The sequence below is a fragment of the Halanaerobium sp. DL-01 genome, assembly GCF_003338615.1.
Lineage (GTDB): Bacteria > Bacillota > Halanaerobiia > Halanaerobiales > Halanaerobiaceae > QPJE01.
This window is the reverse complement of the sequence record NZ_QPJN01000004.1, coordinates 89,668-107,805: the sequence shown is the minus strand read 5'-3', so window position 1 is coordinate 107,805 and position 18,138 is coordinate 89,668. Positions and strand designations below refer to the sequence as shown.

Below are 18,138 nucleotides of genomic sequence, written 5' to 3'. Positions count from 1 at the left end.
CTCAGCTCCTGTTGTTTTTATACATTCTTCTATCGCAGGGCCTGGAACTCCATCTCTGTCACCTAAAATAGCAACTTTTTTCCCTTCGAGCATTATCTGACACCTCCATATATTTTTTGAATAATTAAATTTTAATTTTTAAAATAAATATTTTAATATCCTCTAGCAGTAAGTTTGTTAAAACCTAATTCATTAGTCGAAGCCATAATTGCCTGAATTTCAACTGAAATTGATCCATCTTCTCCAAGGCTTCCATCAAAACCACCTGCAATAATATCAGCAAATTTTTGATGTCCAATAACTCTGTCCATTGGAGGAAGTGTTATAACTTCATTTGCATTACCAGCAGTTACAACAGCATCACCGGCAGGATCAGCATCGGCAAGGGACTGGGAAGCTCCATCTCTTCCAGCATATTCATCTGTAATAAGCACAGTTTTAATTCCCTTTTCTTCAAGCTTGGTACAGTTCATAATTAAATCAGCATCGGGATTACCAAAACCTTCTTCTGATATGATTGCTGCATCCAGTCCAATCATTTCTGCCAGTTTAGCAGTATAATTGGATGATCTAACTTTATCTGCAAGTGTAACATTTTCATTTGTAATAATTACACCAATAAAGTTATATTTTTCACCATGATACTTATAAAGATCTTCTATTACAGGATTATTTAAATGAATATATGTTGCATTTTTATCACAGGCAGATACACAATTCCCACTTATAATTGCTCCATCCATTATTTCAGTTGGAGAAATTAAAGTTGGAATAATTTCTTTTGCATCAACACCATAGACATATGTGTCATGTAAAAGGCCCTGACTCTGAAGCATATAAACATAACCTACTTTAGGAAGATCCGGATACTCTGCAGCAGCTTCCAGATATGGTTTATGTTCATAAACTTCTACTTCATCCGGCTCAATATCTACGGCAGCTTTTCCTAAATAAGTAGCAGTTTTTAAACCAACCATTCTTATTATTTCTTCATGTTCATGCTGTTTTATATCCTCTTTTACATCACAGTCAACTACAAGATTGTGAGTTTTAGAGAATGGTGTATAGTCTGCACCAGGGCCAGACATATCAATTATACCTTCCTGAAAACCTACAATATCCCCAGTAGTTACAACGGCTGCACCCTTTAATACATTAGTACGACCAGATCCGACCATATCTTCGCCGGCTATAAAGCCTGGAAAAATTCCTCCTTCTCCTTCAACTTTTACTCTGGGTTCAATAACATCCTTTACAGGAATTATTCGTACACTATCACCAGGGTGAACAATATCTAAATTAATATCTATTATTCTGCTGTCTTCTCTAATAAGTTCCAGCAGCTCTTCTTTATTGATATAAAGTGTAGAAGAAGAAACTTTAGTTTCATCAGCAAACTCAATGTCATCAATCTTAATCTTACCAAGTTCTAATTTCATATTTTTCACCTCCCTTTAATAATTAAATCACTTCCTGCAGAGTCTGTTCTATATCTTCAACTTCCAGATCTTCTCCAGAAAGATGTTCAAGCTTTTCTCCATCTTTATAAAAAACTATAGATGGCAGGCCCAGCACCTTTTGACCTATTGCAAGTCTCCTGTTTCCTTTAATATTTAATTTGGCAAACTTTACTTTGTCTGAATATTTCTCAGCCAGTTCTTCAACATCAGGCATAATCTCAAGACAGCGATCACAGCTGTCACTCCAATAATCAACAGCAACAAGACCGTCAGCTTGAAGCACTTCCTTTTCAAAATTATCCTTGCTTAATTCTAACAAATTATTACCTCCTTTCTCATAATTATCTAATTCTTCAGGGCAGAGTCAATTAAGGTTAGATCAATGACCTGGTAATCTTTTTTAATTTTGTTTGAATATTCTCTCTTTTTGTGGTTATGACTGAACTGTGCAAGCTTTGCAATTGCATTTTCTATAGTTTCCAGACTATAATAATCAAATTTTTCTCCAGAAACTAAAACAATACTTCTGTAGGGGTTTTGCGCAGGCTTTACACTACCCGCCAGCGGGTGAGATATAAGTGCCCAGTTTTTGTGCACCATATCTCTACATTTTTTGTACACATCAGAGAGATCCTCAACAAAAATTATTTTTAAATCCTTATATTTTTTTTTGATAAGTGGATTATTTGTTACAATTACTTTATTATTCATAAACTCCTCCTGAAGATAAAAAACAGAGCAGCATTGAGAAAACTATTCTCATCACTGCTCTGTCCTTAATACCTGAGAGATTATCTGTATAATAACAGAGTGCTCCTTCGGTGTTTTCAAAAACAAACTTTCCAGAGTTGTGTCCAGACATGGTCCTTTTACCTGAGAGTTTCAATCTTTATGCTGAGAAATAAAGATCTTACCCCTTCGGTGGTATTTTTTAATACTCTCTCCCATATCCTTCAAACACCATATTTTCTTTTAGATAAATATTTCACAAAGTCCTTACATCAATAATTATATATAAACATATATATTTTGTCAATAGATTTTTAAAATTTTTTTTGTTTTTATTCAGATAAATCAAAAATGGTATCCTTACATACTGTAACTTTTATACTTATTTTCCAGTAGACCAATTATTGCTGCCAGCGCATTTTTTCTGAATCTACTGTACTGCCCCAGCGCCATTTTGCTGGATCAGTAACATTCTCCACTTCTTTAGCCGGCCTTCTTAAAAGCACAGCTTTTAATTTACCTACTTCAGAAGAGATGCTCCATTTTTCTCCATAATCTCCATATTTATAATCTGATTTTTTTCTAATAAAGTATCTATAATAATAACCCCAAAATTTTCCAGACAATTGATACATCTCAGTATTGTGCTTTTACCGGAACCACTTGCCCCTATGATTACAATAACTTCTCCCTTTTTTATTTCTAAATTAATGTCATTTAGAACATGTAAATCTCCAAACCATTTATTTACACCTTTAAATTTAATAATTTTAATCACCTCCATTAAAAAATATATAAAAAAGTCCCCGCTCTTAATAATAATAAGAGACGAGGACTGCCCGTGTTACCACTCCAGTTGACAAACATATTTCATTTATCCACTCATTAACTTTAACACAGATTTGTGTTTTTATCTATCTGTTCATTTTTGTGAACTTATATGTCATGTTTATGAACCTTTGATAAAACTCCTCCAGGGTACGCTTCACTTTGATCTTAAGTCCAGACTCTTATCTGTTCTGGATTGCTGTGTTCTACGATTAAAACCACTCTCCCCTTCTCAGGATTTATCTATTAATTTTTATTTAATTTTTTATAATTATATATTGGTTCTCCCACAAAAAGGGTATTTGCGTCTCTAACTCATTTTTCGATCAAACTAAAATTCGTTGACAGGAGAAATAAAGACTTCCTAATCAAATGAGACGCCCTGCTTCAGGATTACCTCAGCACATCATGTGCTGAGGTCTTATTTCTCTTTTTAACTCATTAAAATTGCACCACAGGCACTACGTATTTAACTAATTCGTACAAGCACTGCTTAAGGTTGATTAACAAAAAATGCCTAATGTTCCGCAAATACCCTTTTTGTGTACACATCATATTTACTTATGAGAAAATACAAGCCTTTTTTAAAATAAAAATATTCTGAATTTTCAATTATATAATTAACAATATTTATACCATCCTTATTCTCTTTTCCCTTCACTATTTAACTGTGACTTTTATTATCGAACTTTGAATTATATAATTTTGAGAAAGCAGTTCTCCCATCAGCAGATATTCCCCTTCAGGTATATCTGTAAAATTTAAATTAACATTAAACGACAAACTATCTCCTGACGGAAGTTTTATTTCCTGAAATGCCTGTCTAAACATTTTATCTGCTGACCACTGATAGACAGCAGAATACTTATAGTTTTTTATGATCTCGGATAACTCATAATCGAGATTAAATAAATAAAAATCGAATTTTTTACTTGAAGTGAAAATTAATTTGATATCCTCACTGTTTATATTACTAATTTTAAATACAATTTCCTCTTTATCTGTTCTTGAAAATGTAGTTTCTTCTAAAATCATCTCCACTTTAATCTTTTCATCTTTAGATATATTATCCGAATCAGAATCAGCTGAAACAAAATTTACTGATAAAAATGCAAATACTAATATAAAAATAAAAACAATACTCTTTTTACCCATATTAACCCCCTTTGATAAACTGAATTACAATTTTGTTTTAAAAATAGATTTTAATAAGCTGAAATCCGAAATTAAACATCAATAAATTTCCAGCGTCCACTTCTAAATCTGTAAACAACATAACTTCCCCGCATAATCCAGTCAATAACCATTGCAATCCAGGCACCTTTAAGCCCCAGCCCCAGAGGATGAACTAAAATATAACCTAAAATAAGTCTAAATATCCAGCTGGAAACAGCAGTACTGTAAAATACAGCTTTAGTATCACCAGCCCCTCTTAGTGCACCGGCAAAAATAAAATGTGTCCCCATTGGAATCTGCGAAAAGGCAATAATTCTGAGGTTAATAGAAGCCAGCTTAATAATATCCGGATCATCTGTATAAAGTTTTACCAGATATTCGGGGAAAAAAAGAAATATTACTGCCATAAACCCCATTATTAATGAACCTATTTTCCATGCTTCGTATGTACCTTCTTCAGCACCATCCGGATTGTCTGCTCCCAAATTTTGTCCAACAAGAGTCGTTGCAGCAACAGCAATACCAAATCCCGGCATATAGGAAATCGACTCTGCATTATTTGCAATCTGATGTGAAGCAAAAGCAGTAGTTCCAAGAGAAGAAATTACTCTAACAAAAAGCAGCTGAGCAAAACGTCTTACTGATTCCTCCATTGCAGTAGGAATGCCAATTTTTAAAATTCTCTTTAAAAGTTCAAAATCTAATTTAAAGAATTTTTCAAACTCCATTTTAATGGAACTTAAAGAAGACAGTGCTATAATAAAAAAGATAACTCCACCACCAGCTCTGGCCAGAGTAGTAGAAATAGCAGCTCCGTTTAAACCAAGTTCTGGAAAACCAAAATTTCCAAATATAAGTAGATAATTACCAACCACATTAACAATGTTCACCACTATGTTTACTTTCATGGGAAGTTTTGTTTCTCCTGCCCCCCGCAGTGCAGCAGTTATTATAAATCCAATTACCATAAACACATAGCCAGGCATCATAATTCTAAAATAACCTGTTCCAAGTTTGTTAACTTCCTGATCTGCTCCCATAAGTGAAAGTATATTAGGAGCACTTAAATAAAAAAAAGCAGCAATCAAGAAACTTATTACCCCTGCCATTAAAATTGACTGCTGCAGAACATTTCCTGCTTTTTTGACTTTATTGGAACCAACAAATCGGGATACCAGTGCCGTTGTACCTACTCCAAGTGCTGAAGCAAACGCAGTAGAAAAAAATAGCGGCTGCATTGTCAGACCAATTGCTGTAACAGAAGAAGCTCCCAAACGCCCAACCATCATCATATCTACAATATATGTAATTGTTGCAAGCGACTGCTCGGCTATAACCGGCCAGGCAAGTTTTAATATTAATTTTTTTGCTGAAATATCTTCCCCTATAACTGCCTTTTCAAGTCCTTTTTCTTCTGCTGACACTAAATCCACCTTCTCAATTTTCTATCTCTAAATTTTCCTAATTATAGGTGACTATCTGATTATTTTATTCTTCTTTATAAAAAAATTGAATGATGTCTAAAAGTCAAAAAAACTCTACACTTTATTTGAACGGAAAAATATTAAACTTCACACTGTTCATTAAAATTAAGAGTATCATCCTTCACTATTTCTGTTATTTTCGGATGATAGCGGTTATTGGAACTTGCTTTTAAATCAAAAAGCCTTAATATCAAAAATGACAGAGGAAAAGATACAACTGATCCTAATATACCCGCAATTTCTTCATTAACGATAAATCCAAAAAACAATGATATACCTGCAAAATATCCCATAATAAGTGCAATTATTGGAACAAGATAAACAATCATAGAAGCAAATAAAATCGGTCTAGCCTCCATCTCAAGTATAACTGTTTCTCCAGGTTTTACTCCAATTGGATCATCAACCAAAACCTCCATTTCTTCAATTTCATGGCTTTGTTCCCCCAGCAGACACTGTTTATTACATTTACTGCAGGCAGAAGCTCTTTCTATCCGTACAAGACTTTTATTATTTTCATTTTTTAAAACTTTGGCAAATTCCTTCATAGTTTCACCTCATTTAATATATTATACTTTGAGCGGAAAGAAAAATCAATTAAATAGACTGCATCTTCTGCACTCAGAACATTTAGAAAATATATAGCTGTTACATCTAGGGCATTTTATTTTTTTGATTTCTTTTATTTTGAGACCACAAGTTGGACATGTTATTTCCTGTTCTAGTTTATCATTATCTATACTGCAGTTTTTCATAAAGATTCTCCTTAAATAATTTTGTAAAATTAAAATATAAGTAAATTAACTATACCACCTGTAATAAAAGCTGTTATCCAGCTTCCAAACCAGATATAAACTGCTTCTTTTAGACTTCTTTCCTTAATCATTACCATCATTGCAGCAATACATGGTACAAATAAAGTCAGTGTAATTAGAGAAACTGTAATCTGATCTGATGTAAGAGAAATCGAAGTTAAACCAGCAGCCCCAAAATCTCTTCTAATTATTCCCATAATAAATGCTGTTGTAGTTTCTGCAGGAAGACCAAGCCAGTCGGTAATAAGTGGACTAGTGAAAGTGATAACTGTATTTAAAAATCCAGTAGTTTCCATGATCGTTATCAATGCTGCACCAAGAACAAAAATTGGGCCAGCCTCTCTGACAAATGCAGCTGTCTGCTGATATGTCTTTTTAAGCACATTAAGTATTTTTGGCAGCCTTATTGGAGGCAGATCTATTAACAAATCACTTGACTCACCAGGTAACACTTTATTGAGAAATGTTCCCGCAAGTACATAAATAATAAAAATAGTAAGAACATAAACTACAACATAAAATAAATCCAATTTTGCAATCAAACCAGCTATTACTCCTAGCTGTGCTGAGCATGGTATAGCAAGTCCAAGCAAAAATATAGCAATAATTCTTTCCCGATTTGTGCCGAGTAATCTTGTAGTAATAGTAGCCATAGTAACACAGCCAAAACCAAGCAGCATCGGAATTATTGCGCGTCCATTTAGTCCAATTTTTTGCAGAAATTTATCAACAAGAACAGCTATTCTGGGCAGATAACCTATATCTTCCAAAATAGAAAGCATTAAATAAAATCCAGCTACAAGCGGCATTAATAGGCCAAATATATATGTTGCCGACATAGTTAAAACTCCAAATTCTCCTGCCAACAAATTTCCAATAAAATTATCTAGACCCAATGTTGAAGAAATAACTGATCTAATAAAAGGTTCATAATACCCCATAAAAAACCAGCCTTCAGTAAATTCTATAACATATTGTGCCACAAAAACTCCAATAAACTGATAAATTAAAAATAAAAGGGCTAACAGCATAGGAATACCTGTTGCTGGTTTAACCATATATTGGGCAATCGATGCAGCAAAACTATTTTGTGTTAAATTATAGCTGACAATTTCAGCAGTTATCATATCAACTCTTTTTCTTCTCAATGTATATATTTCTTCTCTTAATTTAGGATAATCAGCTCCATATTTAGATACCATAGACTCATCTTCTTCTAGAAGCATAACAGCTTCTGGAGATGAGCCTGTATCAGTACTGACATTTTTATATAACTGGTTTAATTTATTATCTTCTGAAAAAATTTTATTTCCTCTGCAGGCTGAATCTATTTTTTCCTTCAGCTCAAAAAGGCCTCTATCTTTAGCAGCAGCAGTTGGTACAACCGGAACACCTAGTTTATTTTCTAGATTTTTTATATCTATTTCAATATTATTTTTTTCCGCTTCATCCATCATATTTAGAGCAACAATAACTCTTTTATCCATATCAATAAGCTGCTGTGTTAAAAATAAATCTCTTTCCAGATGACTTGCATCTACTACATTAATTATTATATCTGCAGAAATAATAAAATCTCTGGCTACTCTTTCCTCATCATTTATAGAGCCCACTCCATAAACTCCAGGTGTATCATATACAGCATAATTTCCCATCCTACCACTGCTGATATCAAGTGTAGTTCCGGGATAATTAGAAACACTAACATATATTCCTGTCAAGTAATTAAAAAATATTGATTTACCTACATTAGGATTACCTGCAAGAACAATTTTTTTCTCAGCCTCAATATTGCTGTCTATATTTATCTGGCTGCCCTGATCCATTAAAAAATTTCCTTCTCTTTCTCTTTAATAGATATTTTTTCCGCCATTTTTCTTCCAATCGCTATTTCCTGCAGATTTTTCTTCAAAATTACAGGTCCACCTGGAAGACGACCTGCACATTCTATTTCAGACCCTTCACCTATTCCAAAACGAAGTGCCTGCATCCTTGTATTTTTATCATTTATTTTTTCTATTATAAATTTTTCACCATATTTAATATCTGCGAGGGTCATTTTTTTACCTCCTAATATATTCTATATTCATTATAATGAAAACGATTATCAATGTCAATATATATTTGATAAAAATACTAGAGTTTTTGTCAGGTATAAAAAGCACAGCCCATATTTCAGTTTTATGTTCATAATTGAACATAAATATCAACCATAAATATGAGCTGTGTGAACATTTTATTCTAATTTAAACTTCTCTATAAGGGATCTTAAATGCTGTGCCATATTTTCCATTTCATCTGCAGAAGCAGATATCTGCTCAACAGTTGCACTCTGCTCTTCTGCAAGAGCTGATACCTCTTCAGCACTTGCAGAATTGTTTTCTACCGCACTGCCGACAGAATCAACAGAATGATTGATCATATCAATGATATCATCCAATTTATTAGCAAAATTCTTCATCTCATTGACTTTATTTTTAGTATTATTGGAAGCTTCAACCATTTGATTCAAAGAATCTCCTGCTTGATTAATTATAGAAATCTGTTTTTCTACTTCCTCAATATTTGTATCCATAGAATTTACAGTAGCAGTTGTCTCAGACTGTATATCTTCAATTAAACTGGTAATCTTAGTTGTTACTTCAGAAGATTCTTCAGCTAGTTCTCTTATTTCTTCTGCAACAACAGCAAAACCTCTTCCCTTTTCCCCTGCTCTTGCAGCCTCAATAGCGGCATTAAGTGCTAGAAGATTGGTCTGCAACTTTGAGGCTCTGATCAGCATTTTCTTTTAAAGTTTTTCCTTCATTATCAAGCTGCACAGCTGCTGTTTTCATATTTGTTATTTCTCTCCCTATATCTTCACTGCCCTGTGCAACTTCAGTAATACTGTTAGCAATTTCCTCAGAACTTTTACCAGTTTCCTCAGAAACAATATTCAATTCTCCAGCAGCAGTTACAACCGCATCGGAATTATCATTGATGTTGAAAATTAATTTCTTTAATGTATCTACCATTGTATCATTTATAAAAATAGCTAAAAGTGTACTGTCGATTCCATGTCCAGAAACATCAAAATAATAAACCAGATACTGATCAAAAAGGACTCATTGATTCATGATCAATCTCTATCACATTGCAATAATCTCCTCCAATATATTCAGCTGGACGATAATAGGTGCTGACTATAATTTCTCCAGTTTCAGGAAGTTTTTTGTGCAGCATCCTCTGATGAACATCTCTAGCTTTTTTAAATTTTCTTTTTATATTTTCTTCTAAATCAAATATGTTTTTATTTTTTTCTTTTATCTCATTTTTTAAAATCTTAATCCTGTTCAATAAATTATCCAGCAAATAATTAAAAAATATTAGTGATGCTGTAATAAAAAAAATAATATAAATAAAATTAAAAGTAAATATATAATAAAAAATAACTGTTAAAAATAAAAATACAGACAGCAATACAACCAGTTTTTTAATATTAAAATTTTCTTTCTGCACCTACTATTCCCCCCCCACTTTACAACTACAAACGATTAAAATGCATATTTTTAAAACCTTTTTTTAGACGAGTTAAACAAATTTTGGAATATTGATATTTTAAAATAGATATATCAATCTGTCATATATTCTTTTAATGCTGCATATCTTGAACGAAAAAGTTTTCATGGCTGATTTCATTTTTTATCAGCTGATCAAATAAAGCTTCTGCTTTTTTATCATCTGTCTGCTCTTTTAATTTTCTATATTTTTCTTGTGCAGCAATTTCATCATCGATAGCTTCTAAAATACCTTCAAGCACTTTATTCATTATATATCTCCTCTCTTATTGAATAAAAAAAACATAAAATACCATAAATATAAGTTTTTTAATCAATATATTTCTTCTCTAAAAAATTATGATATCCTTTGTTATTGTAAAAAATAAATAAATAATCTATTAAACAAAAAGCTCTCCTGTTAAGAGCCGATACAGCATCTATTATTCAGGAGAGCAAAAGAACTATATTAAGATTATTTAATTACTAGATTAACAAGTTTTTTTGGAATTACTATCGTTTTTATCAGTTCACTGTCCTTTAGATAGGACTTTATTTTATCCTGATTGAGAACTGCAGTTTTTAGATCACTTTCAGATATATCGGAATCAACAGAAATTTTATCCCTTACTTTACCATTAACCTGAATGACAATTGGAATTTCGTCTCTTACAAGGGCTGACCTGTCATATTCCGGCCAGCTCATCAGATGAATACTTTTTTCTTTATCAAGCTTCTCCCACAGTTCTTCTGTAATAAATGGTGCAAATGGAGCCAACATTAAAAGAATATTCTCAGCAGTTTCTTTTAAAAGTGCTTTATTAATATCTGCTGCTTCCCTTTCATTTAAATATGAATAAACTTCATTTGTAAGCTCCATAATTGCACTTATTGCAGTATTAAAATTAAGCCGTTCTCCAACATCTTCAGTAACCTTTTTAAGACTGGCATGGAGAGTCCTATAAAGTTTTTTCCCACCTTTATCAAGATTATCTCTACTTATGTCAGATGATCCACTTTTAATGATTTCTATATTTTCTGTTACAAACCTCCATACACGGTTTAAAAATCTTTCTGCACCTTCAACTCCTTTGTCACTCCACTCTAAATCTTTTTCTGGCGGTGAGGCGAAAAGTATAAATAACCTTGCAGTATCTGCACCATATTTTTCTAATGTTTCTTCTGGATCAATTACATTACCTTTAGATTTCGACATTTTAGCACCATCTTTAAGCACCATACCCTGTGCAAGCAAGTTAGTAAATGGTTCAACTGCTTCTGTCATGTCCATATCATGAACAACTTTAGTAAAAAATCTAGAATAAAGCAGATGCAGTATAGCATGCTCTATTCCACCAACATATTGATCTACTGGAAACCATTTATCAGCATTTTCCTTACTAAAAGGAAAATCATCGTTTTTAGAATCACAGTAGCGCAAAAAGTACCAGGATGAATCCACAAAAGTATCCATTGTATCTGTTTCTCTTCTGGCCGGGCCACCACAATCAGGGCAGGTAGTATTAACAAATTTGTCAACATATTTAAGTGGTGATTCACCTGTAGGTTTAAATTCTACATCATGAGGAAGTTCGACAGGTAGATCAGATTCTGGCACAGGAACTGTGCCACATTTTTCACAGTATACTACAGGTATTGGAGCCCCCCAATATCTCTGTCTGGAAATCAGCCAGTCTCTCAGTCTGTAATTAACTTCCAGCTCAGCTATTCCCTCTTTTTCAAAGTCTTCAGCCATCTTATCAAATGCTTCCTTAACACTCAAACCATTATATTGTTCAGAATTAATCAAATAACCATCACCATCATATGCTGTTTCCATTTCTTCTGAAGCAAGAATTTCTTCTCTATCTTTAGGCTGAATTACAACTCTAATAGGCAGGTCATATTTTCGTGCAAAATCAAAATCACGCTGGTCATGGGCCGGAACTGCCATTATTGCGCCGGTACCATAGCTCATCAATACATAATTAGCGATCATAATTGGAATTTCTTCATTATTTACAGGATTAATTGCATATCCACCGGTAAAAATTCCCAGCTTTTCTGATTGTGGAGATGTTCTTTCCATCTCTTTCTGCTTTTTTGCTTTTTCTATAAATTCTTTAACTTCAGCTTCCATTTCTGTACCCTTTGTCATCTCTTTTATAAGTGGATGTTCTGGTGCCAAAACCATATATGTGGCACCATAGAGGGTATCAGGTCTTGTTGTAAAAACTTCCAACTCTTCATCCATATCTTTTATGGGAAACTTGATTCTCATACCTTCACTGCGGCCAATCCAGTTTTTCTGCATAATTTTAACTTTTTCCGGCCAGTTATCCAGAAGATCATGATCATTTAAAAGTCTTTCCGCATAATCAGTAATTTTTAAAAACCACTGTTCTAATTCCCTCATATTTACCTCTGTGCCGCATCTTTCACAGGCATTATTTACCACCTGTTCATTTGCCAACACAGTTTCACAGCTGGGACACCAATTTACAGCAGACTCTTTTTTATAAGCCAGATCATTTTTGTACATCTGAACAAAAAACCACTGTGTCCATTTATAATAATCTTCTGCGGCAGTAGTCACCTCTTTATCCCAGTCATAACTTAATCCCATTGCTTTCATCTGCCTCTTCATATTAGCAATATTATCCCAGGTCCATTCTTTAGGATGAATATTTCCATATTTGATAGCTGCATTTTCTGCTGGAAGACCAAAAGCATCCCAACCCATAGGATGAAGAACATTATAACCCTGCATCCTCTTGTATCTTGCTATCACATCTCCAATAGAATATACCCTGACATGTCCCATATGAAGATTCCCCGAAGGATATGGAAACATTTCTAAAACATAATAATTTTCTTTTTCTGGATCCTCTCCTGTTTTGTGAAGATCAGAGTCTTCCCATCTTTTAAGCCACTTTTTTTCTACCTTATTAAATGGATAAAAATCCTGCAATACAACTCACACTCCTTATAATATATTTGAATTTTTAAATTAAAAAAAAGCCCCCGAAAAAAACAGGGACGGATTAAATCCGTGGTACCACCCTAACTTGGCAAAAAACCCACTCATTTGTGTTTAACGCACACAGCGCAGCTGACTCAATATTTATCAGCTGGACTCAGAGATGAGTTCGAAAAATTCAAGTATCGATTTACACCAGCCATCGACTCTCTTTAAACAGGAATTTTTCTACTACTTCTCTTCACAGTCTTATCTATACTTATCTATACTATATTACCTGCTATTATATTAATAATAGTCTAAAAAGTCAAATTTATGTCTGCCTCTCTTCTTTCCTCAATATCTTTTCTGCATCAGCCCATAATCTGTCCAAATCATAGTATTCTCTTTCTCTCTTCTGAAATATATGCACAACAACATCAGCATAATCCATTAATACCCAGCGGGCATCATCAAGACCTGCCACTTTTTTATATTCAATATTTAACTCACTAAGCTTTTCGTCAACAGCTCTGTAGATAGCCCTAACCTGCTTGTCAGAATTTGCACTGCAGATTACAAAATAGTCTGCAATAACTGTCAGCCCTTCCAGGTTTAATATTTCTATATCTTCAGCTTTTTTATCATCAGCTGCTTCTGCTGCCAGTAATGCTGTCTCTTTAATAGAAATTTCTTTACTCATTATTTTCCTCCCCAATTAACTGCAGATAATCAGAACCAATAATTATATCTATACCGCTTTTTTCTTTGGGTTTAAACTGCATTTTTCCATTGATTAATTCCTTTATTCCTTCTGCAGTATCACGGTCTTCTTTAGAATAATATATTATCTCTGTTTGTTTGTAATTAAAATTATCTGCATTAGATGTTTTTTTTACTTCGAAACCATATTTTTCTAGTTTTTCGGCTAAATCACCAGCCATGCCGGGAACTCCATTACCATTAAAAATAGAAAGTTTATAACTGCTGTTTCTAATATAAGATTTATCTCTAATTAAATTATCAACCATTATTTCTACTTCTTCTCTATCAGGCAGCCAGTAGCTTACTCCAGAAATATATTTTGGCTCTCCTGGCAGCATTTCAATTTTTATCTTATTTAAATCTACCTCTTTGGCCAATGATAAAAAGGGGGTGATATCCTGTAAGGGTATATTTGTTTTTACAGAATCATTTAACTCTTTAATAATCCCCGGCAATTTAGGAATGATTGTCGGAGAAGTTCCTTTTTCAATAACTGCATTCAAAAATTTCTGCTGTCTGGCCACTCTTCCAATATCACCCATTGCTATATCCCGGTATCTTACATACTGAAGCGCTTCACTTCCGCTCAGATTCTGTCTGCCGGGCTTTAAATTTATATATAATCCACCCGCCTTATCAACATAATATAGATGACTTTCAATATTTATTTCTACACCACCAATTAAATCAATAATGTTTTCAAATCCTTTAAAATCAGTTTCAACATAATAATCTATTGGTATATCAAGAAAATTTTCCACAGTTTTTTTGGTAAGTTTTATACCACCATAGGCATGAGTAGAATTAATCTTCCCATAGTTCTTTCCCGGTATCTTAACTCTTGTATCTCGTGGAATAAATATAATACCTGCTTCTTTTGTATCTATATTAAAACTGGCCAGAATAATAGTATCAGCTCTGGAAGGTCCATTTATTTCAGAATCATAACCAATTATTAAAACATTTATCTTTTCTTTTTTAAATGGACTGCTGTTTAAAATACTGAAGTCATTATTAAAAAAAATAGAACCAGCTATGCCGAAAAGAAAAAAAATCAAAATCAATAAAATATATTTACTTTTTTTAAACTTACCACCCATATTATATGCTCCTCTCAATACAGCAAGAATCTGTTTCTAAGCATTACAGTATTTGGATGTATAATTTTTGCTGTCTCTAATTGATGCTGAACCATGCTGCTGCATATCTCAATAATACCTCTTGTGAAATCTTCAAAAATAATTTCTCTTATTTTTTCTACACAGGGAAAATTCCTATGTGGTTCAATAAAATCAGCTGCAAATATAATCAAAGCTGTAAGACACATATCTGGATGGCCCAGAGTGTGGTACCTTATCGCACTCAGAATTTCTTTATCATTAACTCCGAATTCTTTCTCTGCAATTACCGCCCCTGCTGGAGCATGTAATACAGCAGGTATAGACATTTCCAGTTTATCAACCTTCCATTCAGATTCAATAATTAATTTCTGCATTTCTTCCAGAGTTTTATTTTTGGCTATATCATGCAGAAAAGCTGCTTTTTCCACCTTATTAACACAAACAGCTTTATCCTCTGCCAGTTTTATTGCTGACTCTACAACACCAGCTGTATGTTTAAATCTTTCAGCATCCATTTTATTTTTTATCTTTTTAATAAATCCTTTTTTTCTCTCTAACATCAGATTCATCCCTAATTATATAAATTATTTTTTTCTATAAATCTTATCACCGGATCAGGGGTAAGATATCTTATTGAAAATCCATTTTTAAATTCATCACGTATCAGAGATGAAGATATATCTATATATGGTCCGAAAAATGCATAAATATTGTCTAAAAAGGGACTAAATTGTTCTTTTCCCATTATTTTATCTAAATCATAACCGGGTCTATTGACAGCTATAAATTTACCATTTTTTAATAGATACTCCGGTTCTTTCCAGTTGAAAATATTAGCAAGAGAATCTGCTCCAATAATAAAAAAAACCTCCTCAGCTTTTAAGACAGGCACAAATTCTCTGAGTGTTTTCACGGAATAAGAGTAATCCTGCTTTTCAATCTCCCAGGTGGAAATCCTAAAAAAAGGATTATCCTGAAGTGCAAGTTTCAGCATCTGAATCCTGCTTTTGTTATCAGAAATTTTTCCTTCAATTTTATGTGGTGGACTACCAGCAGGCATAAAAATAACCCGGTCCAGACTGAAGTGGCTCTGTACCTGCTCTGCCATAATTAAATGACCGTGATGAACCGGATCAAATGTACCTCCAAATATTCCGATTCTGCCTTTTGGACTGTTCATTTTTTCACCTCAATTATTATATACATATTTAATTATAATTGATATCTATCAGGCTTGCAAGTTAAGATCTGCAAAAACAGCTTTAATTTTTATATTAAAAAAAACCGAGTTACCCCGGTTTTTAATATTAAACTAAAGAGAAATGACATCTGTTGGTATGCTCTTCACTTACAATCTCTTCTTCCGGCTTTTTTTCACTGCAGATATTTTCTGCATATCTGCATCTTGTATGGAATCGGCATCCGGAAGGTGGATTAATAGGATTAGGCACTTCTCCTTTTACCTCAATTCTTTCTCTATCTGTAAATGGATCTGGAATTGGATTTGAATTTAAAAGCAGTTCAGTATAAGGATGAGCCGGATTGTTGAAAACTTTACTTTTTGGTCCTTTTTCAACAATCTCCCCTAAATACATTACTGCAACATGATCTGCCAGATAATCTACAACAGACAGGTCATGTGTTATAAATAGATAGCTTAGGTCTTCCCGTTTTTTTATATCTTTAAGCATTTTTAGAACCATTGCCTGAACAGAAACATCAAGAGCAGAAGTCGGTTCATCTAAAACAATAAAATTTGGGTTAAGAATAATTGCCCTCGCAAAAGCAATTCTCTGCCTCTGTCCACCAGAAAATTCATGTGGATAACGAAACATATGCTCTTCTCTTAAACCAACTTCATTTAGTACTTCCGCAATCCTTTTTCTGATCTCAGTTTCTTTAATACCTTTAAAATGAATTTTCATTCCCTCTCCAATAATTGTTTTAACTAATTTTTTAGGGTGAAGAGAATTATAGGGATCCTGAAATACCATCTGCATTTTCCGGCGGTACTCCATAAATTCCTTTTTGCTGAGATCAAGTACATTTTTATTATCCATTATTATTTCACCGGCAGAAGCATCTATTAGTCTTAAAATAGTTCTGCCCAAAGTTGTTTTTCCTGAACCAGATTCTCCCACAACAGCATAGGTGGAACCCCTAGGTACAGAAAATGTAACATCATCAACAGCTCTAACATATTTTGCTTTTGAAAATATATTTTCTTTTAATTTAAAGTATTTTTTTAGATTTTTAATTTCCATAATATAATCCTGCATTATTGGTCACCACCTTTATCAGAACTATAATTATAGCAGGCTACATAATGGTCTGGTTCAATCTCTTCAAAAGGTGGGAGCTCTACTTTACAAATATCAATTACATTGGGACATCTCTTATGAAAACGACAGCCCAAAGGAGGATCTACTAAATCAGGCACTGTCCCTTTAATAGCTTTTAATTCATCTATTCTACCTATTCTTGGAACAGCTTTTAATAATCCCTTGGTATAGGGATGAATAGGATTTCTAAACAGATTTTTTACTGAAGCATATTCCACAGAATTACCTGCATACATTACAAGAACCTTATCACAGAATTCTGCCACAACTCCCATATCATGACTAATCAACATTACTGCATTGCCCAGCTCACTTACTAAATCATCAAGCAGGCTGAGAATCTGGGACTGTATTGTCACATCAAGGGATGACGTGGGTTCATCTGCAATTAATAATTTTGGCTGTGGAGCCAGACCCATTGCAATCATTACACGCTGAGCCATACCACCACTTAATTCATGTGGATACATTTTCATCACACGTTCAGAATCCAAACCCACAAATTCCAACATTTCTGCAGCAGCTGGATACTGTTTTTTTATTCTGGTATTTTTCTTTTTAGCTATAACTTCTGCTATTTGAAATCCCACATTCATAACAGGATTTAAAGCAGACACTGGTTCCTGAAATATAATTGACATCTCATTCCCCCTTATTTTTCTCATCTCTGCTTCACTTAAATCCATCAAATTTCTCCCATCAAATATAATATCACCAGATAATATTTCACCTGGCTCTTCAATTAATCTCATAACTGACTTGGAAGTAACAGATTTACCACAACCTGTTTCTCCCACAACTCCCAAACGTTCCCCTTTGTTCATCCATAATTCAACACCATTTAAAGCTTTAATTACTCCTCTATAAGTATAAAAAACAACATTTAGATTTGATACATCTAAAAGATTAGCTCTAGCTTCCAT

21 protein-coding genes, 1 pseudogene, 1 riboswitch and 1 other annotated feature are annotated in these 18,138 nt (G+C 33.4%); all 22 genes and pseudogenes read right to left on the bottom strand.

Features of this window, described 5'->3' with window-relative positions; all coding sequences use genetic code 11:
• Window positions 1-93 (bottom strand): annotated as a pseudogene (locus DER71_RS02730) (glycine/sarcosine/betaine reductase complex selenoprotein A); the annotation flags it as partial.
• Between the two features lie 59 nt (window positions 94-152).
• Entirely contained in the window at window positions 153-1,439 is a 1,287-nt protein-coding gene (locus DER71_RS02725; protein WP_114457578.1) for a glycine/sarcosine/betaine reductase component B subunit, read from the bottom strand.
• Between the two features lie 22 nt (window positions 1,440-1,461).
• Window positions 1,462-1,779, bottom strand: coding sequence for a co-chaperone YbbN (locus DER71_RS02720; RefSeq protein WP_114457577.1), 318 nt, complete (start codon window positions 1,777-1,779; stop codon window positions 1,462-1,464).
• Window positions 1,780-1,805: 26 nt separating this feature from the next.
• On the bottom strand, window positions 1,806-2,171 hold the full coding sequence (locus DER71_RS02715) for a GrdX family protein (protein ID WP_114457576.1): 366 nt from the start codon (window positions 2,169-2,171) through the stop codon (window positions 1,806-1,808).
• A gap of 140 nt (window positions 2,172-2,311) precedes the next feature.
• Window positions 2,312-2,417, bottom strand: a riboswitch (glycine riboswitch).
• Window positions 2,418-2,590: 173 nt separating this feature from the next.
• Window positions 2,591-2,815 carry a hypothetical protein gene (locus DER71_RS12025; protein ID WP_199505549.1) on the bottom strand — a complete coding sequence of 75 codons (225 nt, stop codon included), beginning with the start codon at window positions 2,813-2,815 and terminating at the stop codon, window positions 2,591-2,593.
• Window positions 2,710-2,973 carry an ATP-binding cassette domain-containing protein gene (locus tag DER71_RS12420; protein ID WP_147267748.1) on the bottom strand — a complete coding sequence of 88 codons (264 nt, stop codon included), beginning with the start codon at window positions 2,971-2,973 and terminating at the stop codon, window positions 2,710-2,712. Before DER71_RS12420 ends, DER71_RS12025 begins: the two co-directional genes overlap by 106 nt.
• A gap of 704 nt (window positions 2,974-3,677) precedes the next feature.
• Window positions 3,678-4,172: a BsuPI-related putative proteinase inhibitor gene (locus DER71_RS02705; protein ID WP_114457575.1), complete on the bottom strand. Its 495-nt coding sequence runs from the start codon at window positions 4,170-4,172 to the stop codon at window positions 3,678-3,680.
• Window positions 4,173-4,243: 71 nt separating this feature from the next.
• Window positions 4,244-5,617 carry an MATE family efflux transporter gene (locus DER71_RS02700; RefSeq protein ID WP_114457574.1) on the bottom strand — a complete coding sequence of 458 codons (1,374 nt, stop codon included), beginning with the start codon at window positions 5,615-5,617 and terminating at the stop codon, window positions 4,244-4,246.
• A 140-nt stretch (window positions 5,618-5,757) separates the two neighbouring features.
• The gene (locus DER71_RS02695) at window positions 5,758-6,225 is read right to left on the bottom strand and encodes a SoxR reducing system RseC family protein (RefSeq protein ID WP_114457573.1); all 468 of its coding nucleotides are present in this window, start codon (window positions 6,223-6,225) and stop codon (window positions 5,758-5,760) included.
• A gap of 236 nt (window positions 6,226-6,461) precedes the next feature.
• A complete protein-coding gene (gene feoB, locus DER71_RS02690; protein ID WP_114457572.1) occupies window positions 6,462-8,318 on the bottom strand; it encodes a ferrous iron transport protein B in 1,857 nt (618 codons plus the stop codon).
• Window positions 8,318-8,551, bottom strand: coding sequence for a ferrous iron transport protein A (locus tag DER71_RS02685; protein ID WP_114457571.1), 234 nt, complete (start codon window positions 8,549-8,551; stop codon window positions 8,318-8,320). The genes feoB and DER71_RS02685 overlap by 1 nt, the downstream gene beginning before the upstream one ends.
• A 177-nt stretch (window positions 8,552-8,728) precedes the next feature.
• Window positions 8,729-9,253, bottom strand: a complete 525-nt coding sequence (locus tag DER71_RS02680) for a methyl-accepting chemotaxis protein (protein WP_199505547.1) — start codon at window positions 9,251-9,253, stop codon at window positions 8,729-8,731.
• Window positions 9,228-9,506, bottom strand: coding sequence for a hypothetical protein (locus DER71_RS02675; protein ID WP_114457569.1), 279 nt, complete (start codon window positions 9,504-9,506; stop codon window positions 9,228-9,230). Before DER71_RS02675 ends, DER71_RS02680 begins: the two co-directional genes overlap by 26 nt.
• Window positions 9,507-9,585: 79 nt before the next feature.
• Window positions 9,586-9,990, bottom strand: a complete 405-nt coding sequence (locus tag DER71_RS02670) for a hypothetical protein (protein WP_114457568.1) — start codon at window positions 9,988-9,990, stop codon at window positions 9,586-9,588.
• Window positions 9,991-10,123: 133 nt separating this feature from the next.
• Complete coding sequence (locus tag DER71_RS02665) at window positions 10,124-10,300, bottom strand: ferritin family protein (RefSeq protein ID WP_114457567.1); 177 nt, start codon at window positions 10,298-10,300, stop codon at window positions 10,124-10,126.
• Between the two features lie 203 nt (window positions 10,301-10,503).
• Window positions 10,504-12,999, bottom strand: coding sequence for a leucine--tRNA ligase (gene leuS / locus DER71_RS02660; RefSeq protein ID WP_114457566.1), 2,496 nt, complete (start codon window positions 12,997-12,999; stop codon window positions 10,504-10,506).
• Between the two features lie 61 nt (window positions 13,000-13,060).
• Window positions 13,061-13,262 (bottom strand) — a binding site (T-box leader).
• A gap of 59 nt (window positions 13,263-13,321) precedes the next feature.
• Window positions 13,322-13,690 carry a ribosome silencing factor gene (rsfS, locus tag DER71_RS02655; RefSeq protein WP_199505635.1) on the bottom strand — a complete coding sequence of 123 codons (369 nt, stop codon included), beginning with the start codon at window positions 13,688-13,690 and terminating at the stop codon, window positions 13,322-13,324.
• A complete protein-coding gene (locus DER71_RS02650; RefSeq protein ID WP_114474265.1) occupies window positions 13,683-14,852 on the bottom strand; it encodes an LCP family protein in 1,170 nt (389 codons plus the stop codon). The genes rsfS and DER71_RS02650 overlap by 8 nt, the downstream gene beginning before the upstream one ends.
• A gap of 14 nt (window positions 14,853-14,866) precedes the next feature.
• Complete coding sequence (gene yqeK / locus DER71_RS02645) at window positions 14,867-15,433, bottom strand: bis(5'-nucleosyl)-tetraphosphatase (symmetrical) YqeK (protein ID WP_233486970.1); 567 nt, start codon at window positions 15,431-15,433, stop codon at window positions 14,867-14,869.
• Window positions 15,434-15,444: 11 nt separating this feature from the next.
• A complete protein-coding gene (nadD, locus tag DER71_RS02640; RefSeq protein ID WP_114457562.1) occupies window positions 15,445-16,053 on the bottom strand; it encodes a nicotinate-nucleotide adenylyltransferase in 609 nt (202 codons plus the stop codon).
• A 127-nt stretch (window positions 16,054-16,180) separates the two neighbouring features.
• A complete protein-coding gene (locus DER71_RS02635) occupies window positions 16,181-17,152 on the bottom strand; it encodes an ABC transporter ATP-binding protein (protein WP_114457561.1) in 972 nt (323 codons plus the stop codon).
• Window positions 17,152-18,138 (bottom strand): ABC transporter ATP-binding protein, encoded by a 987-nt coding sequence (locus tag DER71_RS02630; protein WP_114457560.1) that lies wholly within the window; start codon window positions 18,136-18,138, stop codon window positions 17,152-17,154. The genes DER71_RS02635 and DER71_RS02630 overlap by 1 nt, the downstream gene beginning before the upstream one ends.